The organism is Labrys sp. (in: a-proteobacteria) (genome assembly GCF_047605565.1).
Lineage (GTDB): Bacteria > Pseudomonadota > Alphaproteobacteria > Rhizobiales > Labraceae > Labrys > Labrys neptuniae.
In genome coordinates this window covers 209,854-228,841 of sequence record NZ_JASGFM010000004.1, presented here as the reverse complement: position 1 = coordinate 228,841, position 18,988 = coordinate 209,854, and the positions used below count along the sequence as shown (strand labels likewise).

Sequence of the window (18,988 nt, the reverse complement as noted above, 5' to 3'; positions counted from 1 at the left end):
GCATGACCGTCAATTTTGCTCCGGGCGATCTTGTCCGTGCCCGCGGTCGTGAATGGGTTGCCCTGCCGGCTCCGCGTGAAGGCACTCTCGCGCTGCGCCCGTTGTCTGGTGGGGAAAGCGATGCGGTGATCCTCGATCCGCAACTGGAGATTCTTCCAGTTGAACCCGCGCGCTTCGACCTGCCGGCAGATGCACGCCACACCGTCCAGGCGAAAGCGGCACTATTGGCGGACGCTCTTCGCCTCACGCTACGCCGAGGCGCAGGCCCGTTCCGCTCCGCCGCACAGCTCGCATTCGAACCGCGCGTTTATCAGCTCGTGCCCTTGCTGATGGCGCTTCGGCTGCAGGTGCCGCGCCTGCTGATCGCTGACGACGTCGGCATCGGCAAGACCATCGAGGCTGGCCTGATCCTGCGCGAGTTGATGGATCGGGGTGAGGTGGACGCTTTCTCGATCCTCTGCCCGCCGCATCTGGTCGAACAATGGGTGATCGAACTCAAATCTCGTTTTGGCATCGACGCTGTCGCGGTTACGTCAGGGAGCGCGGCTCGGCTCGAACGTGGCCTACCACTGTCGCAGACCTTGTTTGACGCCTATCCCTACACGGTGGTCAGCCTCGACTACATCAAGGCCGAAAAACGCCGGGAAGGTTTTGCGCGCGCGTGCCCGGATTTCGTGATCGTGGACGAGGCCCACGCCTGCGTCGGAACCGGCGCGGGCAAACAGCAGCGCTTCGAGCTTTTGTCCGGTCTGGCGAAGGACCCCGAGCGCCGTATGGTTCTGCTGACGGCCACGCCGCACTCGGGGGATGAAGAAGCGTTCGGCCGGCTCCTGTCGCTGATCGATCCATCATTCGTTTCGATGAACTTCGATGACGCGAAATACCGTGAGCGGCTGGCTCGGCATTTTGTCCAGCGTCGGCGCATCGATCTCGTCTCGGGCGAATGGCACGAAGAGCGCGCCTTCCCCAAACACGAAACCACAGAGTTCCCGTATCGGCTCTCGCAGGCGCATCTCGGGTTTCAGGAGGCCGTTCTCGACTATTGCCTCGGCGTGGTGTCCCGCGCTGGCGACACCCAGAGGGACCGCAGGCTTGCCTTCTGGGGCACCTTGGCCCTGATGCGCTGTGTCGGTTCATCGCCGGCGGCCGCACTCGGCGCGCTGCGCAACCGCATGGCCAGCGAGACCGACCGGTTGGAGCCGCAGATCTATGATGACGATGGCGATGACGAGGATGCCGTCGATCTTGAGCCAGGGACGAGCTTTGCCGCCGACCCGTCGCTTCTTGCGCTCGTTGATCAGGCCGCAGCCCTAGTCACGCAACCCGATCCTAAAATGGATGCGCTGATCGGCGTGTTGAAGCCGCTCCTGAAACAGGGGGCTAACCCGGTTGTCTTCTGCCGGTATCTGGCGACAGCCGACTATATCCGTGATGGCCTGCGCCGAGCCTTCCCGAAGCTGACGATCGAGGCGGTGACCGGTGTTCTGACGCCGGACGAGCGTCGTGACCGCGTGGCCGATATGGCTGTCGGCGACGGCGAGAACAGCAATCAGCGGCTGCTCGTCGCGACCGACTGTTTGTCCGAGGGTATCAATCTCCAGCAGATGTTCGACACGGTCATCCATTATGACCTCTGCTGGAACCCGACCCGCCACCAGCAGCGCGAAGGGCGCGTGAACCGATTCGGGCAGCCAGCGGGTGTTGTGTATTCCTTAATGATGTTCTCGCCCGACAGCGCTATCGATGGTGCGGTGCTTGACGTCATTTTGCGCAAGGCCGAGGAAATCAGGAAAACGACCGGCGTCACCGTACCGCTACCGGATGAGCGCGGGCCTGTTACCGACGCGCTGATGGCTTCGATGATGTTGCGCCGGGGCGGGACGAAACAGTTGGCGCTAGACCTCCGCCTCGATGACGGAACGAAGGCAATGGAAGCGCGCTGGCGTGACGCTTCCGAGAACGAGAAAAAGTCTCGCGCCCGCTTTGCGCAGAACGCTATGAAGCCGCAGGAGGTCGCGCCGGAATGGGAGAAAGTGCGCAACTTCCTCGGTTCGCCCGAGGATGCACGCGCCTTTGTCGAAGCGGCCATGGCCCGCTTCGGCGTTCCCCTGGAACCAAAGAAATCCCTGCTGCTGGCTCATGCCCACGGCCTGGATGCCGGTTTGCGCGAGCGCCTCGAACAACACAATCTGAAGGGTTCGGTGCGCCTGGCTCTGGCGGAGCCGGTTCCGTCGGGTGCAACGCTTTTGACCCGAACCCATCCCTTGACCGCGACGCTAGCCGAATCCTTGGTCGAGGCATCGCTTGATCCCGAAGCGCTCGCGTCGCTTGGCATCGGGCGCGTCGGGGCCTGGCCGACGGACGCCGTCGCCAAGGTGACACGCATCCTGCTGCTCAGGATCCGCTACAAGCTCACCATCCATGGGCGACGCGAACGGCTGCTTCTGGCCGAGGAAGCGGCTCTTGTCGCCCTGCAAGGCGGCGAGATCGTCGCGACTGGTGACGACGCCCGTGCCCTGCTGGCCGCTCCGGCGACCGCCGATCTTGCGCAGTCCGCCCGAGAGCGATTCATCGCCAAAGCCCATGATGAACTCCAGGCCCAGATTTCCGGGCCGCTCGCGGACTTCGTTCGGCAGCGGGCCGAGGCCTTGATGGAAGACCACGCCCGCCTTCGCGCCGCTGCTGGCACCGGTGCACGCGTCACAGTCGAGGCAGTGATCCTGCCCGATGTTATCGGCCTCTTCACCCTTCTGCCGAACGAGGGCTGATCCATGGCGCGCAAACCCGTCATCGACATGTCCGCATGGCCCTCCCTTACGCTTGAGGGGAACCTGATCGCGCCCGCCATGGTCGCCCAGATCGCCGCACCGAGCGAGACCGACGATACCAAGGCCAGCTACCGCATCCGCAAAGGCCTGACGATCCGCGAGGAAATCTCGACGGCTTTCCGCGTCGGCCAGTCTCATTTCGACGCCTTCGCCAAGATCGCAAACCCCTCGGCCGATGCAACGCGGCGCTTCGTCAAAGCCTTCCTGACCGAAACCTTCGGCTTTGACGATCTCGCATTAGGCAACGGCGTCACCGCCTTCATTGCAGGTGGCCGCGTGCCTGTCGTCGTTGTCCCGCCAACAGAGGATAAGCTCGACCGCCGCAGCCCGACTCTGTCGGTCGATCGCTCCCGCTCGCCCGCTTTCGCGCTGCAGGATTACCTCAACGACCATGACGATGCGCTCTGGGGGCTGGTGACCAATGGCGCCCTGATCCGCCTGATGCGCGACAACGCTTCGCTCACCCGGCCCGCCTATATCGAGGCTGACCTCGCGCAGATCTTCACCAATGAGGACGCTGCCTCCTTCTCCACCCTTTGGCTCCTGATCCACCGCACCCGCTTTGGTGTCGCTGGCACCCCCACTACCGATTGCGCGCTGGAACGCTGGCGTGATGCGGGGTCGAAGGAGGGCGAAGCCGCCCGTGACAAGCTGGCCGGCCAGGTAGAAAAGGCCCTGAAAACCCTCGGCTCCGGCTTCTTGGAAGCCAACCCCGACCTTGCCGCACGTCTGGCCTCGGGCGAAGTGAACCTGACGGAATGGTTCAACGAGCTTCTACGCCTCGTCTACCGCCTGATCTTCCTGATGGTAGCCGAAGATCGCAACCTCCTTCACCCCGAGAACGCTCCCGCTGATGCCCGCAAGCTTTATGCCGAAGGCTACAGCCTCGCCCACCTGCGTACCCAGTGTTTCCGCGCGGCGACCTGGGACAAGCACCATGACCGCTTTGAGGGGATAAAGGTCGTCTTCCACGCGCTCGCGGAAGGCCAACCCGCCCTCGCGCTCCCCGCACTCGGCGGGCTCTTCGCGGCGGACCGTCTGCCGCACTTGGAATCCGCCCGCCTGCGCAACCGCGCCTTCATGGAGGCGCTCTACCGCCTCTCCTGGCTTGCCGACAAATCAAGCATGATCCCCGTCAACTGGCGCGCGATGGAAACCGAAGAACTGGGTTCCGTCTACGAGTCCCTCCTCGAACTGCAGCCCCAACTGGGTGACGACGGCAAGATGCTGCTCTTTGCGTCCGAAGCCGCCGAGCAGAAGGGCAACCAACGCAAGACCACCGGCTCCTACTACACGCCCGACAGCCTTGTTCAGGCGCTGCTCGACACCGCGCTCGATCCCGTACTCGACAAGACAGAGGCAGAGGCGGACGAGCCCGCCAAGGCCCTTCTGAAGCTGTCGGTCATCGACCCCGCATGTGGTTCGGGCCACTTCCTTCTGGCCGCCGCCCGCCGGACCGCCACGAGACTTGCCCGCATCCGGGCTGAGGGTACGCCCTCGCTCGGGGATTTCCGACATGCCCTGCGCGACGTCGCCCGCTGCTGCATCCATGGCGTGGACCGCAACCCGATGGCGGTGGAGCTGACCAAGGTCGCGCTCTGGATCGAGACGGTGGATCCCGGCCTTCCCCTCGGTTTCTTCGACGCGCAGATCCGTTGCGGTGACGCACTGCTGGGGGTGTTCGATCTGAAAGTGCTGCAGGACGGAATCCCCGACGCCGCCTACAAGCCTCTGACAGGTGACGACAAGGAAACCGCGAAATACTACCTCAAGGCCAATCGCGATGCGACGGCGGGGCAAGGCGGGTTCGATTTTGGCACCGGCCAAGCGTCTTTGCCGGCGATGAAACCGCTGGCGCTGGATTTCTCGGGCTTCCGCGATCTCCCCGAGGATACGGTCGAGCAGATCGGGGCCAAGGCCAAGCGGTTCAAGGAACTGCGTAAGGGGCAAACCTTTGTCCGCGCCAAGGCGGCGGCGGACCTTTATATGTCAGCCTTCCTTCTGCCCAAGGTCGGCGGCGCACCGGCGGGGGCTTCGGCCCGTACCGTGCCGACGACCGAAGAGACTTGGATGGCCCTCAATCAGGGCAAGATTCGCAACGTCATGATAGACGCGCCGAAGGCTGCCCGCCAGGCGCGCGCTTTTCACTGGCCGCTGGAATTCCCTGACATCATGCAGCGCGGTGGGTTCGACGTGGTGGTGGGCAACCCGCCGTGGGAGCGGATCAAGCTGCAGGAGCAGGAGTTCTTCGCCAGCCGCTCGCCAGAAATTGCTGGTGCCCAGAACAAATCGGAACGAAGCAAGCTGATCAAGGCGCTTGCAACAGCACTTGAGGGAAGCTCCGAACACGCATTGCATCTCGCCTTTGAGACCGCCAAGCGCGAGGCAGAGGCGACCAGCGAGTTCGTCCGAGTGCCGGGTGAGGATGGAGGTCGTTTTGCCCTGACCGGCAGAGGTGACGTTAACACGTATGCCCTTTTTGCTGAGCTCTTCGCCAAATTGGCCAGACATCGCGCCGGCGTTATCGTGCCGACAGGTGTTGCAACCGATGCAACTACTGCACCGTTTTTCGCACATCTAGTTTCCGAGAGGCGGCTAGCACAACTGGTAGATTTCGAGAATTCTGCACCGCTTTTTGTCGGCGTGCATCGTAGCTTCAAGTTTAGTTTGCTAACACTTGGCCACAATCAAGGAACAGCACGTTTTGCGTTTTATATCACGTCTCCATCACAACTGACCGAGCAAGAAAGAAACTTCAGCCTTACGTCAGCGCAGATTGCTCGGCTGAACCCAAATACAAGAACTGCCTCAGTCTTCAGAACCCGATCCGATGCAGAAATCACAACGAAGATCTATGAGAACTCAACAATCCTAGTGCAAAATGACCTCGGGACCGATGGCAACCTTTGGGGTGTTAAGTTTTCAATTCTGTTCCATATGGCTAACGACAGTCATCTGTTTCAGACTGCTTCATCTCTTGCGACCTCAGGTTATGTCCAACATGGAGCAAATTGGGTTTCAAAGGAAAGCACGCCGGATCAGGAGGTATTCCTGCCCCTGTTCGAAGCAAAGATGTTCGATATATACGACCACCGTTCTGCGTCATATGAAAGTCGCGGAGATGATCGAGGCAATCGAGTTCTGCCCGATACAGAACTTCATAACCACACGAACCCAGAGTATGAAGTTCAGCCTTTCTACTGGGTCTCAAAAGCTGATGTGACCACAGCCCTGAACGACTATTCGCTTGGGGCAATGTTGGTGTTCAACAAGGTAACAGGCATCGGGAATGAACGATCCTTCATTCCAACCCTTATGCCCATTGCAGGGTTTGGGGACAGCTTGAATCTGATGAAATCTAAGCAACCGGCGCCCCTCTACGCATGCCTTTATGCAAACTGTGCATCCCTTTGCTTTGATTTTGTTGTTCGCCGAAAAGTTGGCGGGGTGAATATCAACTTCTTTCACGTTGAGCAGTTACCTGTGTGCCCCCCTGACTTCTACACCGAACAGCGCCTCGCCTTCATCACCCCGAAAGTGCTGGAACTCACCTACACCTCGCACAGCCTGGCCCCCTTCGCCCGTGATCTGGGCCATGACGGTCCGCCCTTCGCTTGGGACGAGGATCGCCGCGCCAGCCTCCGCGCCGATCTCGACGCCTTCTACGCCCGCGCCTACGGTCTGACCCGTGACGAGCTTCGCTACATCCTTGACCCGGCCGACGTGAAGGGCTCGGACTACCCCTCGGAAACCTTTCGTGTCCTGAAGGAAAAGGAAATCCGCCAACACGGGGAGTACCGCACCCGCCGCCTTGTCCTCACCGCATGGGACCGGATGGAGGCAAGCGGGGAGTTCACGGCGATGGGGATATGATGATCGAGATCCCCCAGTCCTTCGTCGTTCGCGAGGAATGCGAGAAGGCCACTTGGCAGAATGGCTTTCGCCGCAAGGTAGGTGAGATTGAGGGATGGGCTGGTTTTGCCTCGACAACGGTTCCCGGCACAATCTATCTCGCCGCGGTCGGAGCGAGGGGGCCGTGGTTTCTTGCACTTGATCATGCAGGCGTCATCGGTGAGCTAGGTTCCCCTGTCTCGGAGATGCCGGGCCCCGGGCTTGCTCGCTATGCGTTCGAGTCGCTGGGTAGGCTCTATGTTGTGTTGGAGCGCACCTACCAACTGGCAGCGAGTTTGCCCGACGCGCCACTGCGGGAGTTTCAGGTAAAGGTCGCGAACCTGCGCAAGTCCACCGAGGCGGAGCGGCTGGTGATCCAACGGATCGGGCAGGATGTTTTTCGCGCTTGCCTCATGGACTATTGGCAGTGCCGCTGCCCCCTGACCGGCATCACCGATCCGGCACTGTTGCGCGCCTCGCATATCGTGCCTTGGGCGCAATGCGACAGCGACGCCGAGCGCTTGGACATTCACAACGGTCTGCTGCTTTCCGCGCTCTGGGATGCGGCCTTCGATCGCGGACTCGTGACTTTCAACGACGAAGGCGAACCGCAATTCGCGCAAGCCTTGAGCGACGAAGCACGACGAGCACTTCTCTGGCAGGGGCCACTACCATTGACCGATGGGCACCGAATTCGCTTGGCCAAGCACCGGACTGAAGTGTTCGCCCGGCAGCGAAACACAGAATTCCCGCGATTAACCACTCACCCCTCGATTACCCTGTGAACATCTTGCAGGGCGCCGACGATCGTGCTCCTCACGCGCATAAGGGCTCAGTTCGAGCTGATGCCGTGCAATTAATTGCACGGATGATTCTATAAGTGTTTGTTGTTGCTAGTTTTTTCGTGACATGTCAAAGCTCGGCGGCAAAAGTAAGCAAAAACAGATCAAAGAGCCTTCAACGCAGCCTGCTGCGAAACAAACGCGGGGTCAATGCGGGCAATCAACGCCTGCTGATCCGGACGCAGAGCATCAAATTTGATGAGCCTCCTACGGAATTTCCACCAGTTGGGAAGCTTGTGGGCAAGAAAGCCCTCCCACAGAATTTCAAGGTAAGCGGGCTCCCACTTGGAGGTTTTGGCGTCTTCGAAGAAATACGGGAGATGCTCCATCAGGTCCAATTCAGGATGCTCGGCATCGGCGGCACAAAGTTCGTCCGGTGTCTCAGGGAAAGGTTCTTCTCCGGTTTCTTCGCGATAGATGTCTATGTCCTGCTGTATGGCCAGAAGCCGCAAGGTCGCCTCGGCGTAATCGGCATCTGAGGCATGCTTCATGAACACGGAAAGGCGCTCCTCGAACTCAGAGAACGACATGAGACTTACCTGCGGAGCATGAGACGCCTTCGGCGTGGGCGCATTGGGATCTACGAGTTTGTGCGCATGATCGGGTGCAGAGTTATCGGGAACGAGCACAGGCTCTGTCCGCTCGCCTTCGATGATTTCATCATCCGTCCATCCCCGCTCCCGCCTCTTCCTGATGGCGGCGGCAGAAACTCCCCTCAATTCAGCCAATCGAGAGGTGGTGTAAACGTCCCCCGTCCGGGAGTAGAGGAAAGTCAGGGTATCGCTTTTGTTGCTGTTCTGAGTTGCCTTGTCTGCCCAGCGCACCTTTCCAGGTGCGTATTCGGGGTCCTCGTTGTTGATCCGGTCGAGGGTGTAGTTGCCGATAGGCATCGGCCCTACATGGCGAAGGAAGGAACGGAATTCCCCGAAAGCCTGATGAATGATGGCGCCTTTGGATTTCTGCCGATTGAGCATGTTCCGATGCGAAGTGGCCTCCCTCGGGTAGAGACGGCGCAATTCCATTGCGGGCCGGTCAAAGATATCGCCTGCCGGCGAAGGAGTGGGGCAGGGCGTGGCAGAGCGATGGGTGTTCGGCAGGGCGGTGGGTACGAGGCAGGGCAGGTGATTGTTCGGCAGGGCAGGGGGATCATTTTCTCCCTTGGGGTGACATGCTTCATAATTGCTTTCGAACGTGACATTCACCCTATAGGGGGACAGCTGACAGAGCGCAGAAAAAATCCCCGTAGTATCAATGGAGTTAGCAGGCTTTTCCGGCGTGACGGCATGTCGCGTCACTTGAGAAAATTTCTCATCGCCAGAGGTATCCCGATCCGGCTTAAAAGCGATGATATTGGGCATAAAAAATCTCCACCATGTTGCATCGCAGATTGCGGAACGGGGCGCATGATGGCCAGAATCTCGCCGTCGTTCTTCATTGCGCCTTCGGACCTCGCAAGCCACGAAGGTCATCTGCCCGTCTTCAGTTGCTGCCAGCGGCGGGCAATTTCGTTCAGGTGCCTGCACAGAAAATCAGACTCGACGGCCTGGGGCCACGTGAGGTGGGTAACAGTGCCGGACAGCATTCTGTGAGACGCCTCGATCATCGCGTTGAGATGCTTTTCGATTTCGTCATTCTTGTCTCGACCGTTGGGGGGGCTGTCGGGATCCTGGTTCGGAACCACATAGTCAGGACCGATCATAAGCGGTCATCTCAAAGGCGTCTCCGGGCATCGCGGCGGCTGGCGTCAATCTAGGTCCAGCCCGGAAACGGGCATATGCCGGGAAAATGGCGAGCCCAGACTTGCAGCTGCCGCCTGCTCGCGCGAGTTCGTGGAGGCGTGCAACCTCTCGAGACGACAGTAGTGCCATGGCGGCTATGCGCGGCGATCGCGCACAGTTCGTGCCTGATGGGGCAGCTGTACATGCGAATGGCTGTAGTTTTCGACCGAAGGGCGGAAAGTTATTTCTAAGATTTATCATAAGCATAGATTTTTTTATTTGTTAGGCGTATAATATTTGAATAAATTATTGAAACAATTGTTTATATATATAAAGTTATTTTTCAATATATCGAAAGGAATGCACGTGGACTTGGATGATATTTGGTATGAGGTTCGTCAGGAAGCGATCGAGAGGCCTGATAATTTTCCCAAGATCGGGAGATTGCTTCTGATTCTGCAGGACCACGGGGAGCTCGACGTCCCCGGATTTGTGAGGGTGACGGGGATCGAGCGGCGCACCTGCTATCATTTCTTGCAGATCGCCAAAACCGTTGAGCACCTTCACATACCGGACGAACAGCAGCTGTCCATCGGCTGGACCAAGATGTCGATAATCTGCCCTGAGCTTGATGCTTCCAACATGACAGCTCTTCTGGAGGCGGCGGAGAAACTCACCGTTCGCGAACTCAAAGCCTTCGTTGCGGGAGAACCGGTACCCGGACCGGCTCGATGTGTCCTGCTCTATTTCAGACCGAAGGAGTTCGTTGTTTTCGAGACGGTCTTGAGCAAGCATGGCTACGATACACTGCACCCTTCGCCGGAGGCCCGCGTGGCGGCATTGATGAAGGCGTTGACGAACGATTCGACGTCCGGCCGAGGGAGGCTTAGATAAAGATTGCGCGGAGGCGCCGGCGCTGGTGAAGTCGACAATCAATGCTCGCTCTCAACCTACGTGCGTCGGCAAGGTGCAATAGGTGAGGGGAGACGGAGGAGATCGGTGCCGCCGCCAAAGGGGATACACTCCGGGCAAAGGCGCGAATCCCCTGGAACAGGTCCGCATCCGCCTGCCGATTTTCTTGTTCCCTTCAGCACAATGGTGATCATTATCTGGCTCGCCTTCGCCACGGTGGCGAGTGGAAATGATGATCGCATCACGCATGAGAGCCAGCCGCCTTGGTGCGCAGGCTCACCGGCATTGATAGCCAGACGATCACACTTCCTCTCTCCTTGGGCGTTCAACCGGGAGAGACAGCATGGCCTCCATCGTCATTCGTAAGCCCCGTACGATTGAAGCGGCCGCCGAATCCGCATGTACGAACGGTCGGTCCAGCGCAGTGCCGGAGATGTTGCTGACGCTCCGCCAGGTCATGGCCTTTGCCAGTGTGTCGGACGCCACCGTTCGCCGCTGGATCCGCCATGGGCATCTGCGTGTCTACAGGGCAGGGCGGCAGGTGCGCGTGGACAAGGCAGATCTCGTCAGCTTTATGCGCGGAAGTATTCAACTCTGATCATTGTGAATACCTTCAATAACTACACGCAGGGAATAATATATAAGGGCATTCATAAAATTACGGCTTTGAATGTTGGTAAATAACAATGACCAATTCTGATCATAACAACAACTCTTTCGTGACGAAGATGCCGATATCGACGCTTGGTGAACTGCGTGCGTTCGTTCATGCCTGCGACCTTCCCACGGACAAAAAGAGCCAGATCTGCTCCGCCATCAAGCGCGTCGATGAGTTGGTCGGACACAGCATGCTCGACCTTCCTGCCGACCCGCGCCTGATCCTCGACCGGCTGAATGGCTGGTCCCCCGCGATGGCCGGCATGAGCCCCGGCGCCTTCGCCAACCTCAAGTCGCGCCTGCGTGCCGCCTTCCAGCTTGCCGCGGCACGGCTGTCCAACCCGAGGGCAAGGCCTGCGTTGGAAGGGATCTGGGGCGATCTCCAAGCAAGCCTCGATATTGGCAGCCAGCGCAATTTGTCGCGCTTGCTCCACTTTGCCGACCGTCAGGGCTGGACGCCGAATGGCATTGGCGATGCCCACATGGAACGGTTCGCCATTCACCTGCGTGACGAGGCACTTGTTCAAAATTGGGATGGCGTCGTCCGCTCGACCATCCGGGCCTGGAACCGGCTCACCGAGAGCGGCGATCACACGGGACTTGCCAGGCTGACATCCCCGCCGATCAAGCGCTCGCCCTATTGGGTCGACATGGCCCAGTGGCCGGCGGGATTGCGAGCCGACACGGAATCCTTCCTGGCGCATCTGGTCAAGCCTTCGGCCTTCACCGGTAGGAAGGTGCGTAGCCTGAAGCCCACAACGGTGCAGCAATATCGCCATGTCATCGCTACGCTGGTATCGGCGGCGGTCGCGAGTGGGGTGGCCCTCGAAACCATGCCGCGCTTGGCAGACGTGGTTGATCTCGACCGTCTCAACCGTGCGCTGATGTTTCTCTATGAGCGGGCAGGTGGGCAGGTGACGAAGCATATCTTTACGCTCGCGATGCGAGCCCAGAAGATTGCCGAGTGGTGCGAAGTTCCGGAGGAAAACCAGCGCCGCATTGCCGAGCTGTTCGCCAACGTTAAGGCAGAGGCGCCGCCAATGCGCGGCATGACGAAAAAGAACCGTAGGCTGCTCGACAAGCTTGATGACCCGCGCTTCCACGACCTGGTTCTCATGTTGCCTCAACTTCTGTTTCGCAGAGCGCGTGAGCAGGCCCACAACCGCTGGTCTCCCGCCATGGTTCGCTCCGCGTTGGCCATCGAGATCCTGCTGACCTGCAGTTTGCGGCGAGAGAATCTCGTGTCCCTCGAACTCGATCGTTCGATCCGCCGGATCGGCGATGGGAAGGAGGCATCTTGGATCATCGAAGTCACGCCTGAGGAGGTCAAGAACGGCGAGCCGCTGCGCTTCACCTTGCCGGCGTCGACGGTGGAGCTCCTGGAGATCTATCTCGCCGAATGGCGTCCGAAGCTCTGTCTCGCACCCACTCCCTGGCTGTTTCCTGCCGAGGACGGCGGTCGCGTCGATCCCCGGTCCTTGGCCGCGGCCATCCAGAGCCACTCCCGCCTGATTCTGGGGCAGGCAATCACACCGCATCAGTTCCGGCATCTGAGTGCGGAGACCTATCTGCTGAACGATCCGAACGGGCTTTTCGTGGTCAGCCAGCATCTGGGCCATCGCGATCCCAATACCACGAAAACCTTCTACTCCAGGCCCAAGCAGCGTCAGGCAACGCGCCACTACCAGGCGCAGGTTCTGCGCACTCGCACCCAGGCGGAAATCCGAATCCGGCGCGGCAGCAGGCGGCGCCTGGATCCGCTCGTCGACGACAGGGAGGACGTGCTGTGAGTGACGCGCTTTCCCTCAAGCCCGCCGACTGGCCGCCGATCGACCAGCAGCGCTGGCGAGAGGCCCGCATGACGGTCGGCTTCCTGTCGGAACGGCGTCCCGCCCGTAACTGGAGCCTCAAAAGGTGCCGGATTGTCGAGCAGGGATATGGCCAGTGGCTCGCCTTTCTGGTCCGAACCAGTCAGCTCGATCCCGACCTTCAGCCCGGTGATCGCGTGACGGTCGAGCGTTTCCAGGCCTTCGTGGCAGAGCTTCAGGATCGTGTGTCTCCCTGGAGCACAGCTATGATGGTCCAGGCCGTCGCGCGCATGTTGACGGTTATGGCTCCTGGTCACGACTGGAACTGGCTCAAGACGGTGGTGGCCAATCTCAAGCAGAACGCCCAGCCGAGTCGCGATAAGCGCGGCCACTTGGTTGAGGCACGCCAGCTCTATGCGCTGGGGCTAATGCTCATGGATCGCGCCGCCGAGCAGGATGAGGAGCACCGCTATCACGCTGCCACCATGGCGCGGGATGGGTTGTTGATCGCCATGCTGACCTGCTGTCCGGTGCGTATCGCCAATTTGGCTGCGATCAGGATCGGCATGCATCTTTGGTTCGATGGGGCAGGCTACCATCTGCGTTTCGGCAAGGAGGAGACTAAAAACGGAAACGCCTTTGAAGGCGATCTGCCGCACGAACTCAGGCCCTATATCGAGCACTATCTCCAGGAGCATCGCGCATATCTGCTGGCACAGGGGGAAAGGAAAGCAAGCGATCACCTGTGGATCAATCGCTGGGGGTTGCCGATGCAAGACAGTGCGATCCGCGTCCAGATCGAGAAGCGGTCTCGCGATGCCTTTGGCCGTCATGTCTGGCCGCATTTGGTTCGCACCATCGCGGCTACGGGATTTGTCGACCACGCTCCCGAGGCGGTCGGGATGGTTTCTGATCTGCTCGGCCACACCGACACTCGCACGGCCCACCGATATTACGTCCTCTCCACCGGTGCCCTTGCCCACAAGGCCGTGCAGTCGTCGCTTGAGGCCCGGCGCGCGGCGGCGCAAGAGCGGGTGATGAGCAAAAGGAAGCGTGAGACATGAGGCGGGGCCTGTGCTTGCTCGCCGATCGTTCTCAACGCGTCCAGGCGGAACAGGACCGCTCCGAACTCACAACGGCCGAAAGAAGATCAGTGCAATTAATTGCACTGAATGGAACGCGTCGACCGCTGATCGGGTCTTCAAGGCCCGGATCAGCGATGAGTCCACTCAGGTCCCCACCATCTGGTTGCGGTTCGCGCACCGCTCTAGACAATCAGGGATGGAAGACAGGCGCACCTATTCCCGAGGATTCGATGGCGGCATCAAGCCGGCGTCCTCGCATGGCTGCGTCGCTCCAGAGGGAAGCGGAAAGAAGGAAGCTGCGCGCGTTGGAGGCGGTGCAGGGCGGCGGGAGGAACGTCAGGTGGTGAACGCGTTGCCTGCCACGTTGCCTGTGACCAGAGGTGAGATCGCGCTGCTTCGTGCCTTCCTCGGCCGGGAGATCAATGCCATCCTGTTCGAGGAGGATGACGCGCCATGAGCCAGGTTGCCATCTATGTTCGTGTGTCGACCGTACGCCAGGCCGAACGCGATCTTTCTCTGCCCGACCAAATTGCCCAGTGCCGTGCCTGGTGCGAGCATCGCGGCTGGACGGTTGCGGAAATCTTCTCCGAGCCTGGTGCATCGGCGCTCGACGACGACAGGCCTGTTTTCCAGGAAATGATCTATCGGGCGACGCGCGCAGAGAGGCCCTTTTCGGCCATCATCGTGCATTCGCTCAGCCGTTTCAGTCGTGATTCGCTACATTCGGAAATGTATGTGCGCCAGCTTGCCAAGGCCGGCGTGCGGCTGATCTCGATCACGCAGGACATCGGTGAGGATGCGAGTGGAGAGTTCATCCGCAAGATCCTGAACGTCTTCGACGAACACCAGTCACGCGAGAACGCCAAGCATGTGCACCGCGCCATGTGCGAGAATGCTCGCCAGGGGTTCTGGAATGGCGCCAAACCGCCCTTTGGCTACGGCCTCGAGATTCGGGAACGGCGTGGCACCAAGGACAAGAAGGTCCTGGTGATCGACAAGGATGAGGCGGCTGTCGTGCGCCGCATCTTCGACATGGCCTCTGGTCGGGATGGCCCGGTCGTCGGTGTCAAGGCAATCGCCGTTCATTTGAACGAGCGGGGAATCACCCGGCGTGGCCAGATATTTTCGACCGGAAGTGTCCACGGCATCCTGACCATGACCACTTATCATGGCCGCCACATCTTCAACCGCTTCGACAGCCGCAACAAGAAGCCCCATCCGCCGTCCAAGTGGATCAGCATCGAGGTGCCGGCGATCGTCGAGGAAGGGCTGTTCAATGAGGTCCAGGCCTGGCTGCAGAGCCGCGATCCCCGGCGCATGCCGCCCAGGGTCGCCAATGGACCGACCTTGCTCGCTGGCATCGCACGTTGCGGGCACTGCGGCGCGGCGCTGATCATCAACACCGGCAAGGGTGGGCGCTATCGCTATTATTGCTGTGCGTCGAAATTGAAGAAAGGGGCGATGGCCTGCACGGGGCTGCGGATGCCCATGGACAAGCTTGATGAGATCGTCATCGATGTTGTCACCAGGAAGGTCCTGCAGCCCGACCGGCTCCGGGACCTGCTTCAGGCCTATCTCGATGCCTCGAGCGACCGTACGGATGTACTCAAGGACAAGCTCTCCAAGCTGAGGGCCTCCCATCGCGATGCGGAGGCTGCCTTGACGCGACTTCTGCAGCTTGTCGAGCAAGGGTTGATGGAGGCGGACGATCCTAACCTCCGCCAGCGCCTGACCTCGCTCAAACTGCAACGTGACGAATACGGCCGCGAAGCAGCCGAACTGGGCAAGCGCGTGGGAACGGGGCGGCCCGAACTGACGCCGGAGAAGGTGGAAAGAATCGCCGTGTTGCTTCGCGATGCGCTTCACGGTGGCTCAGATGAGCTTCGGCAAGCCTATGTGCGACTGGTGCTGCAGGACGTCACTGTCGACGACAGCGAAATTCGGATCAGCGGGTCGAAATCAAAATTGGCGAAAAGCGCAGCAGATGGGCTTGAAAGCTCTACACCTGCGGTTCTCTCTTTTGTTCGAGAGTGGCGCGCCCTAGGGGAATCGAACCCCTCTCTCCACCGTGAAAGGGTGGCGTCCTGACCGATAGACGAAGGGCGCGGCGGGCGGACATATAGAGGGGTGAATCGCAGGCGGCAAGAGGAATATGCCGCCTTTGTGAAATTAGTTGTGCCGAGCGCTTTAGGTGCCGGTTTTGGGGCAAAAATGCCCCGTTTCACCACACGCCGGTGTTGGCCATCGAGGACCAGGGCTCGGCCGGCGGCAGAGAATCGCCCTTCTGCAGGATCTCGATCGAGATCAGATCCGGGGAGCGCACGAAGGCCATGTGGCCGTCACGAGGCGGGCGATTGATGGTGATGCCGGCCTGCTGCAGCTTGGCGCAGAAGGCATAGATGTCGTCGACCTCATAGGCGAGGTGGCCGAAATTGCGCGCGCTGCCGTAGTCTTCGGTATCCCAGTTGTAGGTCAGCTCGAGGGCAGGGGCCTTGCCGGCCCTGAAGGCTTCGAGATCCTCGGGGGCGACCAGGAAGACCAGGGTGAAGCGACCCTTCTCGTTTTCATAGCGACGGCCCTCGACCAGGCCGAAGATGTCGACGTAGAATTTGAGCGAGGCATCGAGGTCGCGCACGCGAACCATGGTGTGCAAATATTTCATTGGATCCTCATCGCAATTGGGGAGGTAAGGCCTAATGCCGATTGCCGCCGCCGACAAGGACGCCGTGCATCGCGAAAAACTTCTTCGCTTTGCGCAGATGCTGGCGCGAGCCGATCGCGTCGTCGCCTTTACCGGCGCCGGGCTGTCGACCGAGGCCGGCATTCCGGACTTCCGTTCGCCCGGCGGCCGCTGGAGCCGGATGAAGCCGATTCCCTTCGATGAGTTCCTGGCCGACGACGAGGCCCGGCGCGAGAGCTGGCGCCGGCGTTTCGACATGGATGACGAGATCCGCCTGGCACGACCGACGCGGGGCCATCAGACGATCGCTTCCTGGGTGCATGCGGGCAAATGCCCGGCGGTGATCACGCAGAATATCGATAATCTGCACCAGGATTCGGGCATTCCTGCCGATGCCGTGGTGGAAGTGCACGGCAACACCACCTATGCGACATGCCTCGACTGCGCCAGGCGCTATGAGATTGCAGCCTTGCGGGGACCGTTCCTGGCGAGCGGGCAGGCGCCGCGCTGCGATGATTGCGGCGGTTTCATCAAGACGGCGACGATATCTTTCGGGCAGCCCATGCCGGAGGCGGCGATGCGACGGGCTACGGAACTCGCCAAGACCTGCGATCTTTTCGTGGTCGTCGGCTCGTCCTTGGTCGTCTATCCGGCTGCCGATCTGCCGCGTCTTGCCCATCGCCAGGGCGCACGCGTGGTGATCGTCAACCGGGAGGAGACGCCGAGCGACCCTTATGCCCAGTTGCTGCTGAGGGGAGAGATCGGCGATTTACTCGAGGGGTTCACCCTGTAAATGTGGCCGGTTTATCGAGAGTTCGTCGATTTTAGGGACGTTTTGCGATTGTATGAAGATGAGGCACAAAAATGTTAATTCGGGCTTTCCGTTGAGCCTGGGGGTGTTATCGTAGCAGCATCAAGAATCGTGCGGCGGCCCAGTCCGTGGGCAATGTGTTGGATGGCGTAGATGGGTACGAACGATTTTGAAGCGAGGTTCGAGCCAGTTCGCGACTCCGGGGGACATCCGGACGAGAGGCCGGCAGGCTTGCTGGAGGTCGCCGGCACCATCAAGTGGTTCGACATTGCCAAGGGCTATGGGTTCATCGTTCCGGACAATGGCGGCCAGGATATCCTGCTTCATGTCAGTGTCTTGCGTCGGGACGGCTACCAGGCGGCCTTTGAAGGCTCGCGTGTCGTCGTCGAGGCCACGCAGCGCGCCAAGGGCCTGCAGGTGTTCCGCATCCTGTCGATGGACGAATCCACCGCTGTCCATCCCGCCCAGCTCCCGCCAGCGCGCACCCATGTGCAGGTGACGCCGACCGGCGGTTTCGAGCCGACGACGGTGAAATGGTTCAACCGCTTGCGCGGTTTCGGTTTCGTCTCGCGGGGAGACGGCACGCCGGATATCTTCGTCCATATGGAGACCTTGCGGCGGTTCGGCATCATGGACCTCAAGCCCGGTCAGATCCTGATGGTACGCTTCGGCACGGGACCCAAAGGGCTGATGGCTGCCGAGCTCAAGCTTGCGGATGGTCCGTCTGGTCCTCAGTCCCATTGACGAGAATGCGCAAGAACCCTCTTCTTTCAATAGTTTATACTACTGTTCTCGCGTTATTTGTGAGTATTGCCGGTCTTTCGGCCTCACCGGCCGAGGACGGCGTGTTCGAACCCTTGTCGATTGCCACCACAGGTGGTCAGCGCGACTTCCAGGTCGAAGTCATGCGGACCGAGGACGAACAGCGGCGCGGCATGATGTTCAGGCGCAGCCTGGAGCCGGACAAAGGCATGCTCTTTCCATTCGCGGCGGAGCGCATCGCTTCGTTCTGGATGGAGAATACCTATGTTTCGCTCGACATGATCTTCATTCGCGGGGACGGCACGATCCAGCGCATCGAGAAGCGTGCCGAGCCCTTGTCGACGCGTACGATCATGTCCGGCGCACCGGTGCTGGCGGTTTTGGAAGTGGTGGCCGGAACGGCGGACAAGCTGGGCATCAAGCCCGGCGACAAGGTGAGCTATCCGATCTTCAAGCCTTGACGAGCTGACGCAGTCATACAACTTTTTGAAATCGGAGCGCCCAGACCCTTGCGGTTCTCTGCGAGGCCCCTTAGTAAGCTCACATTCGTCCTGAACGGGGTATGGCGCAGCCTGGTAGCGCGATAGTTTTGGGTACTATAGGTCGCAGGTTCGAATCCTGCTGCCCCGACCAGCGACGGATGAGACGAAAGGCGGACGGCGAACGATGACAGCGAGAATCTACAAGCCGGCACGTACGGCCATGCAGTCCGGTTCGGCGAAGACGAAGGACTGGCTCCTGGAGTTCGAGCCGGAGGAGCCGCGCTCGGTCGAGCCGCTGATGGGCTGGACCTCCTCGGGCGACATGAAGCAGCAGGTCAAGCTGCGTTTCGCGACCAAGGAAGAGGCCATCGCCTACGCCACCCGCAACGGCATCGCCTATCAGATCTTCGAGCCGCAAGAGGCGACGACGAAGATCGTATCCTATTCGGACAACTTCAAGGTTTCGCGCATCGGTCAGTGGACCCATTGAGCGTTTGCGTCCGGCTTTGGAC

General features: G+C 60.2%; 14 protein-coding genes, 2 tRNA genes and 1 pseudogene. 13 read left to right on the top strand and 4 right to left on the bottom strand.

Annotation, left to right across the window (positions count from 1 at the left end; translation table 11 throughout):
* The first annotated feature begins 2 nt into the window (after positions 1 to 2).
* From QM672_RS06490 to QM672_RS06480, 3 genes are read left to right on the top strand one after another with little or no spacing between them, the layout of a single operon-like run.
* The gene (locus tag QM672_RS06490) at positions 3 to 2,768 is read left to right on the top strand and encodes a helicase-related protein (RefSeq protein WP_415081370.1); all 2,766 of its coding nucleotides are present in this window, start codon (positions 3 to 5) and stop codon (positions 2,766 to 2,768) included.
* 3 nt (positions 2,769 to 2,771) lie between these two features.
* A complete protein-coding gene (locus tag QM672_RS06485; protein ID WP_415081368.1) occupies positions 2,772 to 6,701 on the top strand; it encodes an Eco57I restriction-modification methylase domain-containing protein in 3,930 nt (1,309 codons plus the stop codon).
* On the top strand, positions 6,698 to 7,504 hold the full coding sequence (locus tag QM672_RS06480; RefSeq protein WP_415081366.1) for an HNH endonuclease: 807 nt from the start codon (positions 6,698 to 6,700) through the stop codon (positions 7,502 to 7,504). The genes QM672_RS06485 and QM672_RS06480 overlap by 4 nt, the downstream gene beginning before the upstream one ends.
* A gap of 161 nt (positions 7,505 to 7,665) precedes the next feature.
* On the opposite strand, the gene QM672_RS06475 is transcribed toward QM672_RS06480, so the two are convergent.
* Together QM672_RS06475 and QM672_RS06470 are read right to left on the bottom strand one after the other, a co-directional pair.
* On the bottom strand, positions 7,666 to 8,919 hold the full coding sequence (locus QM672_RS06475) for a hypothetical protein (protein WP_415081364.1): 1,254 nt from the start codon (positions 8,917 to 8,919) through the stop codon (positions 7,666 to 7,668).
* A 107-nt stretch (positions 8,920 to 9,026) separates the two neighbouring features.
* Positions 9,027 to 9,260 (bottom strand): hypothetical protein, encoded by a 234-nt coding sequence (locus QM672_RS06470; RefSeq protein WP_415081362.1) that lies wholly within the window; start codon positions 9,258 to 9,260, stop codon positions 9,027 to 9,029.
* A gap of 385 nt (positions 9,261 to 9,645) precedes the next feature.
* On the opposite strand from QM672_RS06470, the gene QM672_RS06465 reads away from it, so the two are divergent.
* From QM672_RS06465 to QM672_RS06445, 5 genes and pseudogenes are all read left to right on the top strand, one after another.
* Entirely contained in the window at positions 9,646 to 10,173 is a 528-nt protein-coding gene (locus QM672_RS06465; protein WP_415081360.1) for a hypothetical protein, read from the top strand.
* Positions 10,174 to 10,534: 361 nt separating this feature from the next.
* A complete protein-coding gene (locus tag QM672_RS06460; RefSeq protein WP_415081358.1) occupies positions 10,535 to 10,789 on the top strand; it encodes a helix-turn-helix domain-containing protein in 255 nt (84 codons plus the stop codon).
* A gap of 250 nt (positions 10,790 to 11,039) precedes the next feature.
* Positions 11,040 to 12,638, top strand: coding sequence for a site-specific integrase (gene xerC / locus QM672_RS06455; protein WP_415081356.1), 1,599 nt, complete (start codon positions 11,040 to 11,042; stop codon positions 12,636 to 12,638).
* Entirely contained in the window at positions 12,635 to 13,720 is a 1,086-nt protein-coding gene (locus tag QM672_RS06450; RefSeq protein ID WP_415081353.1) for a tyrosine-type recombinase/integrase, read from the top strand. The genes xerC and QM672_RS06450 overlap by 4 nt, the downstream gene beginning before the upstream one ends.
* A gap of 474 nt (positions 13,721 to 14,194) precedes the next feature.
* Positions 14,195 to 15,205: pseudogene (locus QM672_RS06445) on the top strand (recombinase family protein); the annotation flags it as partial.
* A 567-nt stretch (positions 15,206 to 15,772) separates the two neighbouring features.
* On the opposite strand, the gene QM672_RS06440 reads toward QM672_RS06445, so the two are convergent.
* Together QM672_RS06440 and QM672_RS06435 are read right to left on the bottom strand one after the other, a co-directional pair.
* Positions 15,773 to 15,847 (bottom strand) — tRNA-Glu (locus QM672_RS06440).
* Between the two features lie 115 nt (positions 15,848 to 15,962).
* Positions 15,963 to 16,403, bottom strand: coding sequence for a VOC family protein (locus QM672_RS06435; RefSeq protein WP_311934845.1), 441 nt, complete (start codon positions 16,401 to 16,403; stop codon positions 15,963 to 15,965).
* A 34-nt stretch (positions 16,404 to 16,437) separates the two neighbouring features.
* Here QM672_RS06435 and QM672_RS06430 point away from each other — a divergent pair, with 34 nt between their 5' ends.
* From QM672_RS06430 to QM672_RS06410, 5 genes are all read left to right on the top strand, one after another.
* Positions 16,438 to 17,214 carry an SIR2 family NAD-dependent protein deacylase gene (locus QM672_RS06430; protein WP_415081351.1) on the top strand — a complete coding sequence of 259 codons (777 nt, stop codon included), beginning with the start codon at positions 16,438 to 16,440 and terminating at the stop codon, positions 17,212 to 17,214.
* Positions 17,215 to 17,385: 171 nt separating this feature from the next.
* Complete coding sequence (locus QM672_RS06425) at positions 17,386 to 17,976, top strand: cold-shock protein (RefSeq protein ID WP_105864580.1); 591 nt, start codon at positions 17,386 to 17,388, stop codon at positions 17,974 to 17,976.
* A 59-nt stretch (positions 17,977 to 18,035) separates the two neighbouring features.
* Positions 18,036 to 18,455 (top strand): DUF192 domain-containing protein, encoded by a 420-nt coding sequence (locus tag QM672_RS06420; protein WP_415081348.1) that lies wholly within the window; start codon positions 18,036 to 18,038, stop codon positions 18,453 to 18,455.
* A gap of 95 nt (positions 18,456 to 18,550) precedes the next feature.
* Positions 18,551 to 18,627: transfer RNA gene (locus QM672_RS06415), tRNA-Pro, on the top strand.
* Between the two features lie 33 nt (positions 18,628 to 18,660).
* Complete coding sequence (locus tag QM672_RS06410) at positions 18,661 to 18,966, top strand: ETC complex I subunit (protein WP_311934843.1); 306 nt, start codon at positions 18,661 to 18,663, stop codon at positions 18,964 to 18,966.
* Positions 18,967 to 18,988: the final 22 nt, after the last annotated feature.

Coding starts and splice junctions, on each gene's coding strand:
- QM672_RS06490 (WP_415081370.1), top strand. CDS start 3: ATGACCGTCAATTTTGCTCCGGGCGATCTTGTCCGTGCCCGCGGTCGT.
- QM672_RS06485 (WP_415081368.1), top strand. CDS start 2,772: ATGGCGCGCAAACCCGTCATCGACATGTCCGCATGGCCCTCCCTTACG.
- QM672_RS06480 (WP_415081366.1), top strand. CDS start 6,698: ATGATGATCGAGATCCCCCAGTCCTTCGTCGTTCGCGAGGAATGCGAG.
- QM672_RS06475 (WP_415081364.1), bottom strand. CDS start 8,919: ATGCCCAATATCATCGCTTTTAAGCCGGATCGGGATACCTCTGGCGAT.
- QM672_RS06470 (WP_415081362.1), bottom strand. CDS start 9,260: ATGATCGGTCCTGACTATGTGGTTCCGAACCAGGATCCCGACAGCCCC.
- QM672_RS06460 (WP_415081358.1), top strand. CDS start 10,535: ATGGCCTCCATCGTCATTCGTAAGCCCCGTACGATTGAAGCGGCCGCC.
- xerC (WP_415081356.1), top strand. CDS start 11,040: ATGCTCGACCTTCCTGCCGACCCGCGCCTGATCCTCGACCGGCTGAAT.
- QM672_RS06435 (WP_311934845.1), bottom strand. CDS start 16,403: ATGAAATATTTGCACACCATGGTTCGCGTGCGCGACCTCGATGCCTCG.
- QM672_RS06430 (WP_415081351.1), top strand. CDS start 16,438: ATGCCGATTGCCGCCGCCGACAAGGACGCCGTGCATCGCGAAAAACTT.
- QM672_RS06425 (WP_105864580.1), top strand. CDS start 17,386: ATGGGTACGAACGATTTTGAAGCGAGGTTCGAGCCAGTTCGCGACTCC.
- QM672_RS06410 (WP_311934843.1), top strand. CDS start 18,661: ATGACAGCGAGAATCTACAAGCCGGCACGTACGGCCATGCAGTCCGGT.